Annotated in this window: 14 protein-coding genes; 9 read left to right on the top strand and 5 right to left on the bottom strand. The window is 51.5% G+C overall.

Going from position 1 to position 18,189, the window contains the following annotated elements:
* The first annotated feature begins 271 nt into the window (after positions 1 to 271).
* Entirely contained in the window at positions 272 to 1,462 is a 1,191-nt protein-coding gene (locus ACO0K3_RS16620; RefSeq protein ID WP_422986508.1) for a serine hydrolase domain-containing protein, read from the top strand.
* On the opposite strand, the gene ACO0K3_RS16615 is transcribed toward ACO0K3_RS16620, so the two are convergent.
* The 4 genes from ACO0K3_RS16615 to ACO0K3_RS16600 all read right to left on the bottom strand — a co-directional run bounded on the left by ACO0K3_RS16615 (position 1,425) and on the right by ACO0K3_RS16600 (position 5,133).
* Positions 1,425 to 2,705 (bottom strand): acyltransferase family protein, encoded by a 1,281-nt coding sequence (locus ACO0K3_RS16615; RefSeq protein WP_422986506.1) that lies wholly within the window; start codon positions 2,703 to 2,705, stop codon positions 1,425 to 1,427. The genes ACO0K3_RS16620 and ACO0K3_RS16615 overlap by 38 nt on opposite strands.
* An 84-nt stretch (positions 2,706 to 2,789) precedes the next feature.
* Positions 2,790 to 3,554 carry a LytR/AlgR family response regulator transcription factor gene (locus ACO0K3_RS16610; RefSeq protein ID WP_422986504.1) on the bottom strand — a complete coding sequence of 255 codons (765 nt, stop codon included), beginning with the start codon at positions 3,552 to 3,554 and terminating at the stop codon, positions 2,790 to 2,792.
* A complete protein-coding gene (locus ACO0K3_RS16605) occupies positions 3,542 to 4,600 on the bottom strand; it encodes a sensor histidine kinase (protein WP_422986502.1) in 1,059 nt (352 codons plus the stop codon). Before ACO0K3_RS16605 ends, ACO0K3_RS16610 begins: the two co-directional genes overlap by 13 nt.
* A 29-nt stretch (positions 4,601 to 4,629) precedes the next feature.
* Complete coding sequence (locus tag ACO0K3_RS16600) at positions 4,630 to 5,133, bottom strand: 2,4'-dihydroxyacetophenone dioxygenase family protein (RefSeq protein ID WP_422986500.1); 504 nt, start codon at positions 5,131 to 5,133, stop codon at positions 4,630 to 4,632.
* A 198-nt stretch (positions 5,134 to 5,331) separates the two neighbouring features.
* Here ACO0K3_RS16600 and ACO0K3_RS16595 point away from each other — a divergent pair, with 198 nt between their 5' ends.
* Positions 5,332 to 5,892: a phasin family protein gene (locus ACO0K3_RS16595; protein ID WP_422955348.1), complete on the top strand. Its 561-nt coding sequence runs from the start codon at positions 5,332 to 5,334 to the stop codon at positions 5,890 to 5,892.
* A gap of 264 nt (positions 5,893 to 6,156) precedes the next feature.
* Positions 6,157 to 7,332 (top strand): acetyl-CoA C-acetyltransferase, encoded by a 1,176-nt coding sequence (locus ACO0K3_RS16590; protein WP_422986498.1) that lies wholly within the window; start codon positions 6,157 to 6,159, stop codon positions 7,330 to 7,332.
* Positions 7,333 to 7,522: 190 nt separating this feature from the next.
* Here the strand turns inward: ACO0K3_RS16590 and ACO0K3_RS16585 are convergent, their stop codons facing one another.
* The gene (locus tag ACO0K3_RS16585; RefSeq protein ID WP_422986496.1) at positions 7,523 to 9,049 is read right to left on the bottom strand and encodes a peptide MFS transporter; all 1,527 of its coding nucleotides are present in this window, start codon (positions 9,047 to 9,049) and stop codon (positions 7,523 to 7,525) included.
* A gap of 380 nt (positions 9,050 to 9,429) precedes the next feature.
* Here ACO0K3_RS16585 and ACO0K3_RS16580 point away from each other — a divergent pair, with 380 nt between their 5' ends.
* The 6 genes from ACO0K3_RS16580 to ACO0K3_RS16555 all read left to right on the top strand — a co-directional run bounded on the left by ACO0K3_RS16580 (position 9,430) and on the right by ACO0K3_RS16555 (position 18,187).
* Positions 9,430 to 10,104, top strand: a complete 675-nt coding sequence (locus ACO0K3_RS16580; protein WP_422986494.1) for a hypothetical protein — start codon at positions 9,430 to 9,432, stop codon at positions 10,102 to 10,104.
* A gap of 391 nt (positions 10,105 to 10,495) precedes the next feature.
* The gene (locus ACO0K3_RS16575; RefSeq protein WP_422986492.1) at positions 10,496 to 11,824 is read left to right on the top strand and encodes a M16 family metallopeptidase; all 1,329 of its coding nucleotides are present in this window, start codon (positions 10,496 to 10,498) and stop codon (positions 11,822 to 11,824) included.
* 4 nt (positions 11,825 to 11,828) lie between these two features.
* A complete protein-coding gene (locus tag ACO0K3_RS16570; RefSeq protein ID WP_422986490.1) occupies positions 11,829 to 13,256 on the top strand; it encodes a M16 family metallopeptidase in 1,428 nt (475 codons plus the stop codon).
* A gap of 184 nt (positions 13,257 to 13,440) precedes the next feature.
* On the top strand, positions 13,441 to 15,960 hold the full coding sequence (locus ACO0K3_RS16565) for a prolyl oligopeptidase family serine peptidase (protein ID WP_422986488.1): 2,520 nt from the start codon (positions 13,441 to 13,443) through the stop codon (positions 15,958 to 15,960).
* 234 nt (positions 15,961 to 16,194) lie between these two features.
* Positions 16,195 to 16,680 (top strand): ANTAR domain-containing response regulator, encoded by a 486-nt coding sequence (locus tag ACO0K3_RS16560; RefSeq protein ID WP_422986486.1) that lies wholly within the window; start codon positions 16,195 to 16,197, stop codon positions 16,678 to 16,680.
* Positions 16,681 to 16,798: 118 nt separating this feature from the next.
* The gene (locus tag ACO0K3_RS16555) at positions 16,799 to 18,187 is read left to right on the top strand and encodes a sensor histidine kinase (protein WP_422986484.1); all 1,389 of its coding nucleotides are present in this window, start codon (positions 16,799 to 16,801) and stop codon (positions 18,185 to 18,187) included.
* The last annotated feature ends 2 nt before the right edge of the window (positions 18,188 to 18,189 follow it).

Genomic DNA, 18,189 nt, shown 5'->3' with positions numbered 1-18,189 from the left:
GCGTTGATTTAGTGTGTCACCTCTAAACATGATCAGCGATGTGGTAATGCGTAAGCCGTGCGGTTGCAAGCGTGCGGATCGGACACGATTTTTCTGCACAAGGTAGGATGGCGAAGAGATGAATGAATTAAGTAAGCACGCAAGTAAGGACACAAGTAAGGACTCAATTCTGTGAGAGCAGGATAAATAAGAATAAGAATCAAAAAACCCAAAGAATCTAGATCAATCAGAATAATCAAAAAATTTTAAGAGAGATAAATTAAGGCAAACCATGACAAATCAGACTAAGCACGATTTTAGTAAAGTGCACCATGCCATGCAGCGTTACATCGATAAAGACATTCTGGCAGGAGTGTCAACGGCGATCCTGGCCGGACAGGATCTGCTTGATGTGCATTGCGCCGGATGGGCGGATAAAGAGAATCAGATTGCCTTGCGCGAGGATCATTTATTCCGGGTGTTTTCAAACAGTAAACTGGTGACCTCAATTGCCGTACTGCAGTTAATGGAGGACGGCAAATTACAGTTGGACGACGCCATCGAGCACTATCTGCCGCAATTAGCGCGCCGCCGCGTATTGCGTCCTGGTGCTACGAGTATTGATGATACGGAACCGGCACACTCTTCGATCACGATACGTCAGTTACTCAGCCATACGTCTGGTTTGAGCTACGGCTTACTCGATCACGGCAGTACGATTTATAAAGCGTATGTCGAGCGTAAAGTCATGAATGCGATGACACCGCTATCGGCGATGATTGATGTGCTGGAAGATTTGCCTCTGACTTTTCATCCTGGTACTAAATGGGAATATTCGATTGCAACCGATGTCTTGTCGCGTCTGGTCGAGGTGGTCAGTGGTATGCGTTTTGATGCGTATCTGAAAGCATCTATTTTCGACCCGCTGGGTATGCATGACACGGGCTTTGTCGTTCCAGCCGACAAGCTGGACAGGCTGACTGCTTATTACGCTGGCAGCGATCCGGCCAATATTTTGCAGCGTGGCCTGAAACGTCTGGAAAAGTCGCCTTACCCCGGTGCTTTCGTCACGTCCGTACCCCGCTTATCGGGTGGCGGCGGACTGGTCTCCAGTTTGCACGATATGGTCGCCCTGATGCGCAGCCTGATGAAAGGCGGTCCGCGTCTTTTAAGTGACGAGACCATGGCGCTGATGATGCAGAATCATTTACCGGAGGGCAGTGGCATTGCTTTTCCCGGCGTTGGCAATGTCCCGGGTAAAGGTTTTGGCCTTGGTGGCGCAGTGACTCTGCAACCGTCGTCGATTGATCCCGCTGGTTCTGCCGGAGAATTCGAGTGGGGCGGTATCGCTGGCACACACTGGTGGATTTCTCCGCATCATCAGATTGCGGGTTTGCTGATGACGCAGCGTCAGATGAGTTTCTGGCATCCGTTTTCGTTTGAGTTTAAACGCCTTGCCTATCAGGCACTCGCGGTAGGTTGAGCACAGCAGCTTGATCGGAATGGCTAACCGCTTGGTTCGCATCCTGCACCTGTGACTGAGCTTGTTTGATTTTTGCCAGACCAAATAGCGGACGCAAGACCGCGATTCTGCGTACGATTTCAAACAAGCCAAAACTCAGCGTTATCGTCAGCGTAATCAGGATCATGCCTTCAAGTACGGGATTGAGTTTGGCTGGTTTGAAGAAATGCGCCATCGCGATGATCAGCGTCTGATGCAGGATGTACACAGGGAAAACAGCCTCGGTTAAATAACGGCGTTTGCTGCTGTCGAATTGCAGGTGCCGGTGGGCAAAGCCGCATACGGCGAGGATGGCACTCCACTGGCATAGCGCATACACCACACGTTGCAGATGACGCCAGAATTCGATTTGCGCAGCGGGGATGATCTTGTCACCGATGGCGTAATACACTATCAACAAGCTCCAGCAGCTCAGGGCCAGACCAAGATTTATCCAGCGTTGCTGATCGACACTGGCCCAGAATTTGGTCTGCGTCGCCATGAGCGCGCCAAGTAAATACACGACAAAATAGTTCGCATGGTTATACCAGTCGTTCACCAGCGCATGGGTAGACGGGAATTGCGAAAACAAGGTGATCCGTTCCAGTGCCAGGATTGCCAGTGGAATCAGAATAATTTTCCAGCCACTCAGCCAGCGCCCGAGAAACTCTGAGATCGCGTCAAAGCGCTTACCCAGGCTCAGCATCAGTGCACCAAGTAATATGCTGTACGTCCATAGGTAGACGACGAACCAGAGATGATTCCAGGTGGGCAGGCGCAGACAGCCGTCTTTGTCGCAAAAGCCGTGATAGCCTTTCAGATACAGTTGCATGAAGTCGAGATAGCTGCCCTGATATGCAACTTTCTCTACCACTTCAAAATAGGATTGAGGCGGCACAATCACCAGCATGCCGAACAGCAGCGGAATCAGCAGGCGGCTGCTGCGTTGTCGCATGAACTGGCTGGCGCTCAGCTTTTTCAGCATAAAAGCCGACGCCACACCTGAGATCATAAACAGCAGGCTAAGCCGCCACGGCGACGACAGCATCATCAGCGGCTCTATCGCGTCACTGGCAAAATCACTTTTGATATGAAAACCCCAGGTCACGTAATACATGCCTGTGTGATACACGATCAATAGCATAAAGGCGAAAATCCGCACCCAGTCCAGAAAGTACAGACGGGATGCCGGTGTTGGCGATAACGGTGTAGTGTGTTGATCCATGGTGATCACTTCTGAAAGATGAGAACGGATTTCAGAATAAGTGACACGTTGCGTCTGATCTAGCGGAATGGGGCGAAACGGGTGCTAGCCGGGGCGAGACGGATTCGCCTGTATTTTTTCGATGAGTTCTAGCCGGTACTGGCGGCTGCAAGCGACATGTTCACCAGAGCGCAGTACGATTTCTGCATCGCCTTTTTCCAGCGAAATAATCCGGTCTATCCAGTCTAACTGCACTGCAGCGCGGCGATGGCAGCGGGCAAACTGCGCACCCAAAGTGTCGAGCAGGCTGCTCAGGGTCTGGCGCATCAGGGGATGCTCATGTTCACAATGTAGAACCACATAGTTATCGGCAGTTTCTATCCAGCGTATCTGTTCGGTACGGACCACACGGGTGACGCCGCGCTCTGTGATCAGTAATTGTTGTACCGGGTATGCCGCCGCCGTTGCGGGTGTTAGCGGTGCGCTCAAAGCGAGCTTGTCATCTGGCATACGCTCTTGCAGCCGGGTTCGCACTCTCAGCAAGGCACGCTGCAAACGTGCCTGATCAAAGGGCTTCAGCAGGTAATCAATCGCATTGGTATCAAATGCGCGGATCGCATATTGATCATAGGCCGTGACGAAGACGATCAGCGGTGCAGGTGAGGGGAGAGATGCCGCCAGCTCAATGCCTGTCACTTCGGGCATCTGGATATCGAGGAAGGCGACATCCGGTTGAAATTCTGCAATGATGTGTAGCGCTTCATAGGCATCCCGAGCTTCTTGTATGGCGCTGATATCAGTTTCCTGATTCAATAGTCTGCGCAGTTTCTCTCTGGCCGGACGCTCGTCATCAACGATCAGTATGCGCATGGCAAACGCATTTCCGCTTGCACACCTGCAGGCTCAAGTTGCACGAGGGCGAGGCTGGCGGCATCACCGTACATCAGCGCCAGCCGTTCACGTATATTGCGCAATCCAAATCCCGGATTGGCGCTGCTGGCTTTGAGCGTGCCCTGATCGTCACTTAATCTGATTAGCAGCGACTGATCTTCGCGCTGCACCACAATCTGAATTTGCGTAAGCTGGCGGCATTGCTCTACCGTGTGTTTGAAAATATTTTCCAGCAAGGGTTGCAGGCTCATGACCGGCAACGTGCAGGCCAGTGTGTCCTCGTCGATCTGCCACGTGATAGCTACTCTGTCTGCATAGCGTTCTGCCATCACCTGAGCGTAGCCGCGCACCAGCCGTAATTCTGTAGCCAGTGGTGCCTCGTGCAATTCACTGACTTCCAGCGTAGCGCGTAATACATCGGCTAACTGGATTAAGGTCGCATCGGCTCGCTCGACATCGGTATGCATCAAGGAGGAGATCGTGTTGAGGGCATTGAATAAGAAATGCGGCTGCATCTGCTGCGACAGTCTTTGCAGTTGCGCCTGGCGGAATAAAGCGTTTGAGCGTTCGGCGGCGAGTTTTTCTTTGATCAGGGTAAAGTAAGACAAAATCCCGAACAGGATCACCGTAAACAATCCAAGAAATATAGACAGTTTTAATGACTCATAAAAAAATAACTGCGGCCAGGAGTCGTGCCGATACGTGGTGGACATCCAGTAATACACCAGATGGCGTATCCCGAACGTCAGCGGTACAAAGCTTAGCCACATCAGTGGCATGCACAGTAATTGCACGCCGAACCAGCGCCACGGCGTCGTCAGCAGATAGTCATACTTTTGCGTGAAGTATCTTTGCGTCAGCCACAGCGACAGGCCGACCACTGCAGAGGAGCTTTCCCATAAGATAGGTTGCCAGATGGTGCTGCCGCCCTCGCGGCGATAGTCTTGAATAGCGACCAGCACCATCAGCAGGGTAAATAGCAGCCATGCAATACCGGTCGTGATTTTGCTACGGGTTGAGAACATAGCTGCCTGATTCTGGTTTCAGAAAATGATTAGACTGGCTGCGAGGTGAGCGCTTTCTGCCCGTCTTGACTGGTGATTTTATCTAGTGCCGATTGCCAGGTACGCATATGCCACTGACAGTCGATTGTACCGATGACTTCGCCTGTTTCGGCGATGCCCTCTACAGGACCATGAAATACAGCAAACATGACCGCGCCTTCCGGACTGACAGGCCGGTGTATTGCGCCATCTTTTTCCAGCAGATAATCGCCTGCAATAAAGCAAGTCGCCGGGTCGTCGTGGTAATGGAAGCCGCCTTCGAGAATATAGCCCTCTACGGCACCGACATGGCGATGTAAGGGAGCCAAGCTGTTTTTTTCGACTTTGATCATCAGCGAAAAACGACCGCTGTCCGGATCAGCGCTGAGCAATTTGAATTGTGCACCAGGCATCGCCCAGCGCACCCAGGGTAGATCGGCGCAGTGGGTAGAGAATAAGGTGGCAGAGGTACTGGCAGAGTGATCGCCAGGACTATGTAAGGTATTTGTATTCATAGCAATATTTTCGCATGTCAGCAGGGATTTCGGTCAGAAGACGCTGTTACAAATATTTTGGTGCAGTGCACAAAAAACTGCTTGACCGTTAAAAATAAGCGTGTAGAATAAGAATTGTTGCGGTGCACCATTTGGTAAATGAGATGGAAAGCGCTGTGAAAATCCTCATTTTTTATCATTTTTCCTCAGGAGAACACCATGTTTACAACACCAGAACAATTTATCGCTGCGACTAAATCCAGCCTCGAAGCGCAATTCGCTTCTTTGACAGCATTGAACAAAAAAGCATTTGAAGGTCTGGAGCAACTCGTTGCTTTGAACGTCAATGCGGCTAAAGCAAGTATCGAAGAAGGTACTGCCGCTGCTAAGCAACTCGTCAGCGCAAAAGATCCAAAAGAATTCTTTTCTTTGACAGCAGCTCAAGCACAACCGAGTGCAGAAAAAGCCTTGGCTTATGGCCGTCACCTGGCATCGATCACTTCTGCTACTCAAGCGGAATTCACCAAAGCAGTTGAAGCGCATATTGCTGAAACAAACACGAAAGTTGTCGCCTTGATCGACGAAGTCACAAAAAATGCACCAGCGGGTTCCGAGCAGGCAGTGACTGCACTGAAAGCCGTTGTCGGTAACATCAATGCAGGTTACGAGCAATTGTCTAAAACTAGCAAACAAGCAGTACAGACTCTGGAAGACAATCTGGCGAAAGCCACTCAGCAATTTACGCAAGCTGCTGAAAAAACTACACGCAGCAAGAAGTAATCTGACGCAAGTCATGACTGTCAGGTGAATGTGCTGCGTTAATTGGTTGCGCTAATTACTGCTGATACCTAGTTAAGCACAAGTCTAGGTAAGCACAAATTATCGTTACGTCATTGACAGCTTGCATCAAAAAATAGGCCCACGGAAACGTCGGGCCTATTTTTTTGCCTAAAACGCCGATCCTACAGGCGCTATCTGCGCGCTGGCATTAAAATACAGTCACACATCAGGCTCTAAAAAGAGCATTTCAACTAGGAGAATCAAATGCAAGACGTCGTCATCGTTGCTGCAGGTCGCACCGCAGTAGGCAAATTTGGTGGTTCACTGGCAAAAATCGCCGCATCCGATCTGGGCGCGCATGTTATCAAAGGCTTGTTAGCCAAAACGGGTTTGAGCGCTGATCTGATTAACGAAGTGATCCTGGGTCAGGTTCTGACTGCGGGCGTAGGGCAAAACGCGGCGCGTCAAGCCGTCATCAAAGCGGGTTTGCCGAATATGGTGCCTGCATTTACGATCAATAAAGTCTGTGGAAGCGGCCTCAAGGCGACACATCTCGCCGCCCAGTCGATCAAGGCAGGTGACGCCGATATTATTATTGCCGGAGGACAGGAAAACATGAGCGCATCGCCACACGTACTGAATGGCTCGCGCGATGGTTTCCGCATGGGTGACACCAAACTGGTCGACACCATGATCGTTGATGGTTTGTGGGACGTGTACAACCAATACCACATGGGTATCACTGCCGAAAACGTCGCCAAGAAATATGGCGTGACTCGCGAAGAACAAGACCTGTTCGCACTGGCATCACAAAACAAGGCAGAAGCTGCACAAAAAGCGGGTAAGTTTGCGGATGAAATTATTCCGCTGGAAATCGCCAGCAAAAAAGGTGCGACCGTGTTCGATAGCGACGAGTTCATCAAGCACGGCGCAACGCTGGAATCCCTGGCGGCGCTGCGCCCCGCATTCGACAAGAACGGCACCGTCACCGCAGGCAATGCCTCCGGCCTCAACGATGGCGCAGCCGCTGTCATCATGATGTCTGCACGCAAAGCAGAAGAGCTGGGTCTGCCAGTGCTGGCGCGTATCAAAGCCTACTCCTCCGCCGGTATCGATCCAACCATCATGGGCATGGGCCCGGTACCCGCAGCACAACTCTGCCTGCGCAAGGCTGGCTGGAGTCATCAAGACCTCGATCTGATGGAAATTAACGAAGCCTTCGCTGCACAGGCAATCGGCGTGAACAAAGAAATGGGCTGGGACACCAGTAAGATCAATGTCAACGGCGGTGCAATTGCAATCGGTCATCCTATCGGCGCATCAGGAGCCCGTATTCTGGTAAGCCTGATCCATGAAATGATACGTCGCGACGCCAAAAAAGGCCTGGCAAGTTTGTGTATCGGCGGTGGCATGGGCGTGGCATTGGCAATCGAGCGTTGATTTCAGCAGCTGAATTTTGTACAACACGGTTCAGTATTGCTTAGCCTATCGTTGCTTATGTATCTTGTTTAGTGTCAGCTGAATGCTGATCAGACATAAAAAAATCCCCGCCATAAACTAAGCGGGGATTTTTTTATGCGTCAGACGGTATCTCCGAGGATATGTCAAACGCAAAAGCTGATAGATGGCGTTAGTGAATACCGTGCATTTTTTTATGCATCCATTTATTCAGCAGCATGAATACCAGGCCCGCTGTAATCGGGATGATGGTAAAAATCAGGAAGAACGTCGACAGGGAGTAAGTCTCAGAAATGTGATCGATGTAGCTGCCGGTAAAACCAGCAAGTTTATTCGCGATGGCTGTATTCACATACCAGACGCCAAACATCAGGCCCAGCAGACGCGGCGGTGCCAGTTTACTGATATAGGACAGGCCGACAGGGGAGATGCACAATTCGCCCATGGTATGGAACAGATAAGCCACGATCAGGAACACCATACTTACCGACGCTGTCTTCGCGCCGGCAGGAATGCTGGCAGAACCGTAGGACAAAGCCGCGAAACCTAAGCCTAGCAAAATCAAGCCAGTACCGAATTTAACAGGACCGCTAGGGTTCCAGTATTTTTCCCAGATTTTAGAAAACATCGGCGCGAGAATCACGATAAAGAACGAATTCAGTACACCGAACCAGGTGGCCGGTACGCTAGACTGATCAAGAGAAAATTCACGTGACAACATCCAGATCACCAGCGACCAGATCAAGGCCATACAGATCACCAGCAATATGTTGGACATCAGGTATTTTTTTGCGGTACCACCGAATAGTTTCACCAGTAACCAGGACAGGATGAAAGTCGGGATGATCGTGATCAGCGTATTGATGATTTTAAAAGTCATGCCGCTGGTACCGGCTAACGTACGATCTGTGTAGTCCGCCGCAAAAATCGTCATCGAGCCGCCGGATTGCTCAAACGCAAACCAGAAGAAAATCGTGAAGAATGAAAAGACGCAAATAGCTTTCAGGCGATCGGCAACGATATGTGGTGCGGCTTCTTCATGCACGACTTCTTCAGTTTTTTGCGATTTGGATAAACCGATCTGACCGAAAATGCCCTGAGCAAAATAGAACTGTACCGCGCCCAGCATCATGAAGGCACCGGCGAGACCGAAGCCCAGTGGCCAGGAGATTTTTTCGCCAATATAACCGCACAACAAAATACCGAAGAATGCACCGGAGTTCACGCCCATGTAGAACAGTGTGTAACCACCGTCGCGGCCGCCTTCATTGTCCTTGGTGTACAACTGACCAACGATCGCCGAGATATTTGGTTTAAACAAACCTGTACCGGCAACCACCAGACCCAGACCGGTATAAAACATGGTCGGTGTATCAAACAACAAACACGCATGACCGGCAGCAATCACGAAGCCACCCAAAACGACGGCTCTGCGGCTACCGAGGATACGATCGGCGATATAGCCGCCCAAAATCGGTGTCAGATAGACCAGGCCAGTGTACCAGCCATATAAGGCTGTCGCATCAGCGCGGGTCCAACCCCAGCCGCCTTTTGCCACTTCCGTGACCAGAAACAGCACGAGCAAAGCGCGCATACCGTAGTAAGAAAACCGTTCCCACATTTCTGTGAAAAACAGGACAAACAGACTATCTGGATGCCCCAGGATAGTGTGCGCACCTGGCGTTTGAATTTTGTTCAAAGTGCTCTCCGTGATTTATTTTGGATAAAGAATTTGCGTTGTTCGCAAAAATATTTTCATTAAAAGCTTGTAAATGAGTTGAATTGAGTCAATTCGGCGCGTAGCTTAACATGCCGGTAAAAGCGGCTGAAACTAGATGTGTTGCGTCGCAACAAATACGTCGAATAAAAGACGCGAATTGTTGCGAAAGTGCAGGTAACGTGGATCAATTACCTAAACTAGATAAAGATAAACATTGCCATTTAGTTACTGCTCTGAAATAATCGTCCGCACTCTCGCTGACACTCTGGCACTGGATTTTCATCAGCGTTACCAAATTGCGTATTGTGGGAAGTGCTCCACATGGTTTTCTTTCTTCACTTGTAAGGCAGATGCTGCACATGAGTTCTTTGCTCCCACGTCCTTCTTTACCGTATGTCCAGTTAGAAGAGGGGCGGGATTACTGGATATTAGACAACGCGCTGGCTAATCCCGACGCGGTCAGGGCGCGTATTCTGGCGCGCGATGACTGGCAATTGGGTTTACCCTACGCGCAAGAGACCTGGCCGGGCAAACGCGTACATGAGGCGCTGCTGCCGGATGAAATTAATGGCATCGAAAATTGGGTGAAAGCCGCGACAGGCAAAGACAAATTGTGGGTCACCACAGCACCGGGCGGACTCAAGCTGGATCACAATGTCGCGCAAATGGTCGGCGAGACCGAGAGCGTGGCCCGTCCTCATACGGATAGCCGGGTATTTTGCCGCTATGCCGCGGTCATTTATCTCAATCCCGATGCGCCGGAGGATGCTGGTACCAGTGTATTTCGCTTGCGTTATCCCGACGGTACTCTGAGCGGTAATCTGTGTCCCGCACCGCACAGGAACTTGGTCGATGCCCTAAACGTCAGGTTTTTACCCCCACAAGCCTGGAAAGAGGATTTGCGTGTCAGGAATGTGTACAACAGGCTGATCGTGTACAAAGCCAATCTGGTGCACAGCGCGACCCGTTATTTTGGTCATGACGACCAGAGCAAACGCCTGACCATGGTTTTTTTTTGGATGACTGACGACTAGACACGCAATCTTTACCAGGTGAGGATTTATGCAAAATGACCGCTTGCTGGCCACCCTATACATTGAATCCGTAGGCTGGATGGGGCTTTCCAAGGGTTTTTGCGCCAACAGGCGCATTCTGCTTGCGGATTCGTTTTGTGAATTTCTAAAAGCCCTTTAATCGGTATTCCATGAAGTCGCTTACTCCTGTCTTTTCTCTGTGTCTCCGTACATTTGTGGTGAGAGGTTTTAGTTTCTGTGTAAGTCCGTAAGTCCAATGCGAATGAAGTACAAAAGGACGGAACGAATCTGCGTCCTTCCGTTCCAATAAGAGCATCGCTTTATCAACAAAGACATCAACAAAAATATCAACAACGTATTAATAACAATATCAACAAAAAAGGACATCAAGATGAAGTGGAAAACCCTACTTGTCTCCGGCAGTCTGCTAGTGAGCATGGCTGGTCTGGCGGGCAGTGCCCAGGCACTGAGTGCCGATCAGGTCAAAACCTTTACTTTGCCGAATGGTATGAAATTTCTGGTGTTGGAGAGCAGTACCATCCCGAACGCGAATATGTACACCTACTGGAAAGTCGGATCGCGTAATGAAGTACCGGGCATCACCGGCTTGTCGCACTTCTTTGAACACATGATGTTCAATGGTTCAAAAAAATTTGGTCCCAAACAGTTTGATCGCGTCATGGAGGCCAGTGGCGGTGCCAATAATGCCTATACCAATAACGACCTGACGGTATATCAGGACTGGTTCCCGGCGGCGGCATTGCCGACGATATTTGATCTGGAAAGCGACCGTATCGCGAATCTGTCGATCGATCCAAAAATGGTTGAGAGTGAACGCGGCGTGGTCTTATCCGAACGCAGCACCGGCCTGGAGAATTCGAATCTGCGCGCTTTGTGGGGAGAGGTCTATTCGGCTGCCTTTACCGCACATACTTATGCGATTCCGACCATCGGTCATGAGTCCGATATCAAAGCCTGGACACAAGACGACCTGCAACGCTATTTCAATGTCTACTACGCGCCGAACAATGCGGTCGCCGTCATTGTTGGCGATGTTAAAGTTGATGAAGTCAAACGTCTGGCAGAACAGTATTTTGCCAAAATTCCGCAGCGTGCCTTGCCTCCGGCAGTACGGACCGTCGAGCCTGAGCAAAAAGGCGAGCGTCGTGTGTTTGTCCTCAAAGAGTCTGCCACCAGCGCGAATCTGATGGTGTCTTATAAGATGCCGGCGACCAATCATCCTGACTACTACGCACTCAGCGTTTTATCCAGCATCCTGACCGATGGTAAAACCTCGCGCCTGTACAAGGCACTGGTAGATACACGTCTGGCAACCAGTGTCGGTGCCGATCATGGCAAAGCTTTTGATCCTGGTCTATTCAATTTCTTTGCCGTCGCCGCGAACAAAGTGCCGGCTGGCAAAGTAGAGCAGGCGCTGTTAGCTGAGCTCGACAAGCTGATTAAAGACGGTGTCAGTGAAGACGAATTGCAAAAAGTGAAAAATCAGAAGCTACTGAATTTTTACCGCGCACAGGAAACCATTAATGGAAAAGCCGCCCAGCTCGGTGAATATGAAGTGTATTTCGGCGACTTCAAAAAATCTTTTGAAGCGCCGGATGCCTATCGCAAACTGAGTGTGGCCGACATCAAAAATGTCGCTGCAACATATTTCAAAAAATCACAACGCACCGTCGGTGTATTAGCGGCAAGTGAGGAATAAGACAATGACTAATAAATTACTCAATATTCTGGTGCCGGGCATGACGTCCGTGGTCTTGCTGAGCGCGGCGACTGTGATGACATCGGCCAATGCGGCTGATTTTCGCTTACCGGCATTTGAAACCAGCAAACTATCGAACGGCCTGACCATCTATTTGATGGAGCGCCATGATGTTCCCTTAATTGCGGTACGTGCCGTAATCAAAGCCGGAGCGGTCAGTGACGCACAGCAGAACGGTCTCGCTAATCTGACCGGAGACGCTTTATTACTTGGTAGCGCCAGATTTGATAAAAAAACGATCGATCAAAGTTTCGATTTTCGCGGAGCAAGAATCAGCAGCGCAACCGGAACAGAATCAACGTCGCTGGTCGCTGATTTTGCCAAAGACGATGCCGCAGTGCTGATGCCGATTTTTGCAGATGTGCTTCAGCATCCACAATTTGACGCAGAAGAATTTGGCAAACTACGTTCGCGTACGGTCGATGGTCTCAAGCAAATGAAAGAGAGTCCGCGCAACGTCACGCAGAACTATTTCCGCAGTATGTTATTTGGCAGCGGTGCCTATGCGAATGCCGGTAGCGGAACGGTGAGCAGCGTCACCGCATTGCAAACCGTCGATGCACAACTATTTCATCAAAACTTCTATCGTCCCGATAATGCGGCACTCGTCATCGTCGGTGATTTCAAGGCCACGGCAATGCGTGCGCAACTGGAAAATCTATTCGGCAAATGGCAATCAGCAGGTACTCTGCCCAAGCCTGCCGACAATGGCAAAGTGCAGGCTGACAAAGCACGGGTCTGGCTGGTGAATAAATCTGATGCGGTTGAAACCACCTTCCTGTTCGGTGGCGCAGGGATCGCCCGCAACGATCCTGACTATGTACCGCTGCAAGTACTGAATACGATTCTGGGTGGTCGCTTTACCTCTTGGTTAAACGACGAATTACGCGTTAATTCTGGCCTGACTTATGGCGCAAACAGTGCGTTTTCTCCGCTATCTCAGGCTGGAACCTTTGCCGTATCGAGTTTTACGGCCACGCCAAAAACCGAGGCCGCACTGGCATTGGCCTACAAAACCTATCAGCGTCTGTGGAATAAGGGCATTGATGCAGCAACGCTGGATTCTGCCAAGGCCTATGTCAAAGGACAATATCCGCCACGCTTTGAAACCAATCAGCAATTGTCTGGTTTGCTGAGTGAAATGTATGTCGCCAGAGTCGGTCGCGAACAGATCGACAATTTCATGCGCGACGTCGACAGTCTGACGCCAGAAAAAGCCAAGCAATTAGTGGATAAGCACTTCCCTAAAGATAAGCTGCAATTATTGTTAATCGGCAAGGCAGAAGCGATACGTGGTATTGCGGCTCAGTACGGCGAGGTCACTGAGCTGGATATTACGGCGAATGGTTTCGCACCGCTTGTGACGAAATAAAGGCATGTCAATGCCGAGGCGTCTGACAGCGTTCTCCGCATTGATCCGTCGTGCTTCAAGGCTCGGTTGATCTGTTTGCAGAACCTAATTTGTATTTAATTCGACCCTGATCCTGACCCAAGGCGACGTTAACAAAGGCACCGGCGGCAGCTTACTGCCGTCTTTTCTTTTTCGAGGCATTATCATGATGGTTTCCACCCCGATTCAATTATTTTTACCGCTGCTGACAGGCCTCAGTCTGGTGTTGTCCGCCTCAGCAAGCGCCGCCGAAAGTCCTGCCGTGAATACTACTTATCAGTTACCTGCCGCCGAATTACAAGCCGTGGTTGATGCACCGCGTGGCCCGTCATTCCAGATGGGGCCGCAACGTAAACTCGCCTTGCTGGTGAATTTGCCTGGCTTGCCCGGGATTGTCGATGTCGCGCAACCGGAGCTGAAGCTGGCAGGTTTGCGTATTAACAGCAAACTCCGCGCTGCCAGTCGGTTTGAGTTTGGTGACGGCATGTCTTTGCTGGATGTGGCTTCCGGCAAGATACGCAATGTCACCGGGCTGCCTGCCAATCCGCGTATCGCCGATACCGCCTGGTCGGCAGACGAACGCTGGATTGCCTTTAGTCGCTGGAGCGACACGGGTGTTGAGTTATGGTTGCTGGATGTTGACAAGGCCAGTGCCTATCGCCTGATCAAAGAACCGTTGAATGCCGTCGCGGGAGCCGGATTTAGCTGGCTGAACGGCCTCAGCCATGCTGATAAAGCAGAGGCTCCACAAAAATTGCTGGTGCGCCTGAATCCGCTGAAACAGGCTGCGGCCCCCGTCGCGCCCATCGCACCGGCCGGTCCGAATACGCAAGAAAGTCTGGGTGGCAAAGTCACCCAAAACCGCACCTACCCCGACATGCTGAAATCCCCTGCCGACGCCGATCTGCTGGATTGGCAATTGCAAAGCCAGCTTGCCGTCGTCACTACTAAAGGCGAGGTACAACGTATCGGTCAGGCTACGGTTTTGCTGGCGGCACAATCTTCTCCGGACGGTCAATATATTCTGGCGACACAGCTGCGTCGTCCGTATTCCAACATGCTGCCGATTTCACGTTTTCCGCAACTGATCGAGATGTGGGATATGCAAGGGAAAAAACTGAAAACCATGACCGAGCGCCCATTACGTGATCGCCTGCCGCCGGGCAACGATGCGGTACAGACCGGTCCGCGTAATTACGGCTGGCGCAGCGATCAGCCTGCAACCTTATATTGGGCCGAGGCGCAGGACGGAGGCGATCCGAATGTCGAGGCGAAAATCCGCGACAGTCTGTTTCAGCAAGCCGCCCCGTTCGACGCCGCACCACAAAAATTACAAGATCTGGCAACACGTTTTGCAGATGTGGACTGGGGACGGGATGATCTTGCTCTGATAACGGAATACTGGTGGAAGACCCGTGACCTCAAGACCTGGCGGATCTCGCCCGGATCGCCAGCGCAACAGGCACAGTCCGCGCCGCCCGAGTTGATGTTTTCGTATAAATCTGAGGACCGTTATGCGGATCCCGGCAGTCCGTCCAAGCGTATCAATGAGTTTGGCCGTGCTGTGCTGCGTACGGCGGCGGACGGTCACAGTCTGTTCCTGATCGGTGCCGGTGCCAGTCCTGAGGGCGATCGTCCTTTCCTCGATCGCTTTGACATGAAGACCCGACAAAGCACGCGCCTGTGGCGTTCTGCCGCACCGTATTACGAGCATGTATTGACAGTACTGGATGACGCTGGCAAGCAGGTCATCACCAGCCGGGAAGCCAGCGATGAGCGGCCTAATTTTTACTTACGCGATCTCACGGGTAAGGCTGAGCCGCGCGCATTGACGCAATTTCCGCATCCGACGCCGCAATTTAAAGGGGTACAAAAACAGCAGATCAATTACACCCGCACTGATGGCGTTGCGCTGTCGGCGACCTTGTATCTGCCGCCTGGTTACGACCCCAAACGTGACGGACCAAGACCCATGCTGATGTGGGCTTATCCGGAAGAATTCAAATCTGCCTCAGCAGCAGGACAGGTCAAAGATTCGCCTTATAAATTTAACCGTATCAGTTACTGGGGGCCGCAAATTATGCTGGCACGCGGTTACACCGTGCTTGATCATCCGGCAATGCCGATCGTTGGGGAAGGCAAACAAGAACCGAATGACACCTATCTGCCGCAACTCAAAATGGATGCTGAGGCTGCCGTCAACGAGGTCGTGCGGCTGGGCGTGGCGGACCGTAACAAGATCGCGATTGGCGGTCATAGCTACGGTGCGTTTATGACCGCGAATCTGCTGGCGCATACGCGATTGTTCCGTGCCGGGATTGCCCGCTCAGGTGCCTACAACCGCAGCCTGACGCCCTTTGGTTTTCAATCGGAGGACAGAAATTTTTGGGAAGCGAAAGACGTGTATCAGGCCATGGCACCATTCAATTTTGCGAATCAGATCAAGGATCCGATTTTGTTTATCCATGGCGAGCAGGATAATAATTCCGGCACCTTCCCTATCCAGAGCGAGCGCATGTATCAGGCTCTGCAAGGTCTGGGGGCAGTCACCAAGCTCGTCATGCTGCCAAACGAGAGCCACGCCTACCGTGCGCGTGAATCGATTTTGCAGATGCTGTGGGAGCAGGATCGCTGGCTGGACAACCATGTAAAAAATGCCCCGCCGCCAGTTGAGACAACAAAATAAGCATCAAACCAAGTCCCAAACCGGGGCTGGAGCAGCGCTCTGGTGTCCTGTCACTAGCTCAGTTTGCTACTATAAGAGTGGTGAATGGTGATAAATAGGGGGAGTATGTTGACGCCATCTTTAATTCCGCACTGTTTATAAGCGGAACCGATGTGTTGTTAGACATACTCTTCCCTAGTATGGGTAATCGCCATGTACCTGGTACAAATTGGCACAAGTCGATGCTTTTGATTTATGATGTTTCTGACACCACAAATCCTATCTGCCATGCTAAAAGCGGTCATCCTAGATAATCAAGCGGTCGCACGTAATTTGCTGAGTTCGGTATTGACCAACGGCGGTCATGAAGTGATCGGTGACGGCAACATCAGCCCCGCATCCCTGGCGCGCATGGTCAAGCTCAGGCCCCAGGTAATTTGTGTCGATATCGGCGAAACCGATCAGGACGGATTAACCGTGCTCGATACCATCCGCGCCGAGATACCCAAGGCTCTGGTTTTTTTGGTCTCGGCAAAGATTGATGCACAAACGCTGGAGGCCGCCAAGCAGCGCGGTGTTCAGGGTTTTATCGTGAAACCGTTTAATTCAGTCGCCGTCCTGACGTCGATCCGCAATACCATCATCCGCCTCGCCAAACAGCAAAGTGCCAAGCCCGCTGGCGAACCAGCCGTCACAGCGGACAAGCTCGACAAGCTGGATGAAAGCCCCGCCGCAGAATAAGTCCTCTGCTTCCGTCCCGACTTAGTGCGGGTTCATCCTGCCAGAACAGATTTCATCGCAATCTTCCACCAGCTTCTTTCATTGCCTTACATTGGCAGCATCAACGTAAGGAATCGCCATGACATCAATTTCGCCTAATACTGATACTGAACGCCGCTTGCAAGACCAGCCCTTGCCCTCAGAAGTCTCGCTGCAAAGCGATACCTGGTTAACCCGTGCGCGTAACTATCCTGTGTTTTCCCGCACCTGGTATCGTTACCGTTCTCTGGCATGGTTTGGCGTGCTCGCACCGGCACTGGTGGTGATCACCGGCATCGCGTTGGTGCTGAGTTCCGATATGCGAAAGTTTCTGACGGTCGCGATTCCGACGACCTTGGGCTTTACTACCTTACATTTGCTTGGTACTGCCGGCGCGGTATGGGTCAGGCAAAAAGCCTATGCAGAAACCAAAGAAGCCATCCTGCTGATCTGCACCTTGCTGCTTGGCGCTGCCGTGAGTTACGGCATGTTCGACGGCACACGTTATCTTGCTAAATACATTTCTTATGGCGACGGCAATATCATCATTAGCATCGGCACATCGTCAGGACCTGCTAATAAAGCGAAACATGCGGGCAATAAACTGAATTCAGCATCAGCATCAGCATCAGCATCAGCATCAGCATCAGCATCAGCGAGCAGTAGCCCAGCCGTGTCTTTAGACAGCAAAGCCGAGGTGGAAGACAAGGAGGAAGACCCCGCAGATGCCGGTGTGATGGTCGGTAAGTTCGTGAGTTTTGTCCTGATGGCGAGCGTCTTGATCTATGTCGGTGGCGGCATCGACTTCTGGCTATTTTTTCGTCAGCGTAAACGTCTGCTGGAGGCCTTGCAGTTGCAAGAGCTACAGCTGGAGCAAAGTGCCAGGCGCGAGGCAGAATTGCGTTTATCGGTATTGGTCGCGCAGGTCGAGCCGCATTTTTTATTCAATACTCTGGCGGGCGTACGCTCGGCGATTCTGACCGAGCCTGCCCGTGCAACGGCGATTGTGGATCATCTGGTCGATTACCTGCGCGCCACGATTCCACAGATGCGCAGCGACGGCAGCTCTGAGCAGGCGCGGCTGGCACAGCAGCTAGAGGCGGCACGGGCGTATCTGGCGTTGATGCAAGCCAGGATCCCACGTCTGAGTTTTAGTGTGGAGTCCGATGTGAGCGATGCCGCCTTGCCGCCGCTCATGTTGATTTCGCTGGTCGAGAATGCGATCAAACATGGTATTGAACCGAAGATTGGCCCGGCCCATATCGCCGTCACAGCCCGCAGCATTGTGCAGCAAGGCGAAGCGATGCTGGAACTGGTTGTCGCCGACGACGGTGTTGGTTTTGGCGGCTCGACCTCGGGCAGCGGTATTGGTCTTGCCAATATCCATGAGAGACTGAGCGCCATGTACAGTAAGCGTGCTGAACTGGTACTGAAAGCACGTCCCGACGGCGGTGTCGCTGCGATCATTCGCTTACCTCTGACTCAATAAAT

This window comes from Undibacterium sp. Rencai35W (assembly GCF_049340185.1).
Classification (GTDB): domain Bacteria; phylum Pseudomonadota; class Gammaproteobacteria; order Burkholderiales; family Burkholderiaceae_D; genus Undibacterium.
The sequence above is the reverse complement of the archived record's forward strand: the minus strand, read 5'-3'. Positions and strand labels throughout refer to the sequence as shown.

What these genes read in the sequence shown, in the direction of transcription:
- ACO0K3_RS16590 (WP_422986498.1), top strand. Translation starts at nt 6,157, where the DNA reads ATGCAAGACGTCGTCATCGTTGCTGCAGGTCGCACCGCAGTAGGCAAA.
- ACO0K3_RS16560 (WP_422986486.1), top strand. Translation starts at nt 16,195, where the DNA reads ATGATGTTTCTGACACCACAAATCCTATCTGCCATGCTAAAAGCGGTC.
- ACO0K3_RS16610 (WP_422986504.1), bottom strand. Translation starts at nt 3,554, where the DNA reads ATGCGCATACTGATCGTTGATGACGAGCGTCCGGCCAGAGAGAAACTG.
- ACO0K3_RS16615 (WP_422986506.1), bottom strand. Translation starts at nt 2,705, where the DNA reads ATGGATCAACACACTACACCGTTATCGCCAACACCGGCATCCCGTCTG.
- ACO0K3_RS16620 (WP_422986508.1), top strand. Translation starts at nt 272, where the DNA reads ATGACAAATCAGACTAAGCACGATTTTAGTAAAGTGCACCATGCCATG.
- ACO0K3_RS16565 (WP_422986488.1), top strand. Translation starts at nt 13,441, where the DNA reads ATGATGGTTTCCACCCCGATTCAATTATTTTTACCGCTGCTGACAGGC.
- ACO0K3_RS16570 (WP_422986490.1), top strand. Translation starts at nt 11,829, where the DNA reads ATGACTAATAAATTACTCAATATTCTGGTGCCGGGCATGACGTCCGTG.
- ACO0K3_RS16575 (WP_422986492.1), top strand. Translation starts at nt 10,496, where the DNA reads ATGAAGTGGAAAACCCTACTTGTCTCCGGCAGTCTGCTAGTGAGCATG.
- ACO0K3_RS16580 (WP_422986494.1), top strand. Translation starts at nt 9,430, where the DNA reads ATGAGTTCTTTGCTCCCACGTCCTTCTTTACCGTATGTCCAGTTAGAA.
- ACO0K3_RS16605 (WP_422986502.1), bottom strand. Translation starts at nt 4,600, where the DNA reads ATGTTCTCAACCCGTAGCAAAATCACGACCGGTATTGCATGGCTGCTA.
- ACO0K3_RS16600 (WP_422986500.1), bottom strand. Translation starts at nt 5,133, where the DNA reads ATGAATACAAATACCTTACATAGTCCTGGCGATCACTCTGCCAGTACC.
- ACO0K3_RS16595 (WP_422955348.1), top strand. Translation starts at nt 5,332, where the DNA reads ATGTTTACAACACCAGAACAATTTATCGCTGCGACTAAATCCAGCCTC.
- ACO0K3_RS16555 (WP_422986484.1), top strand. Translation starts at nt 16,799, where the DNA reads ATGACATCAATTTCGCCTAATACTGATACTGAACGCCGCTTGCAAGAC.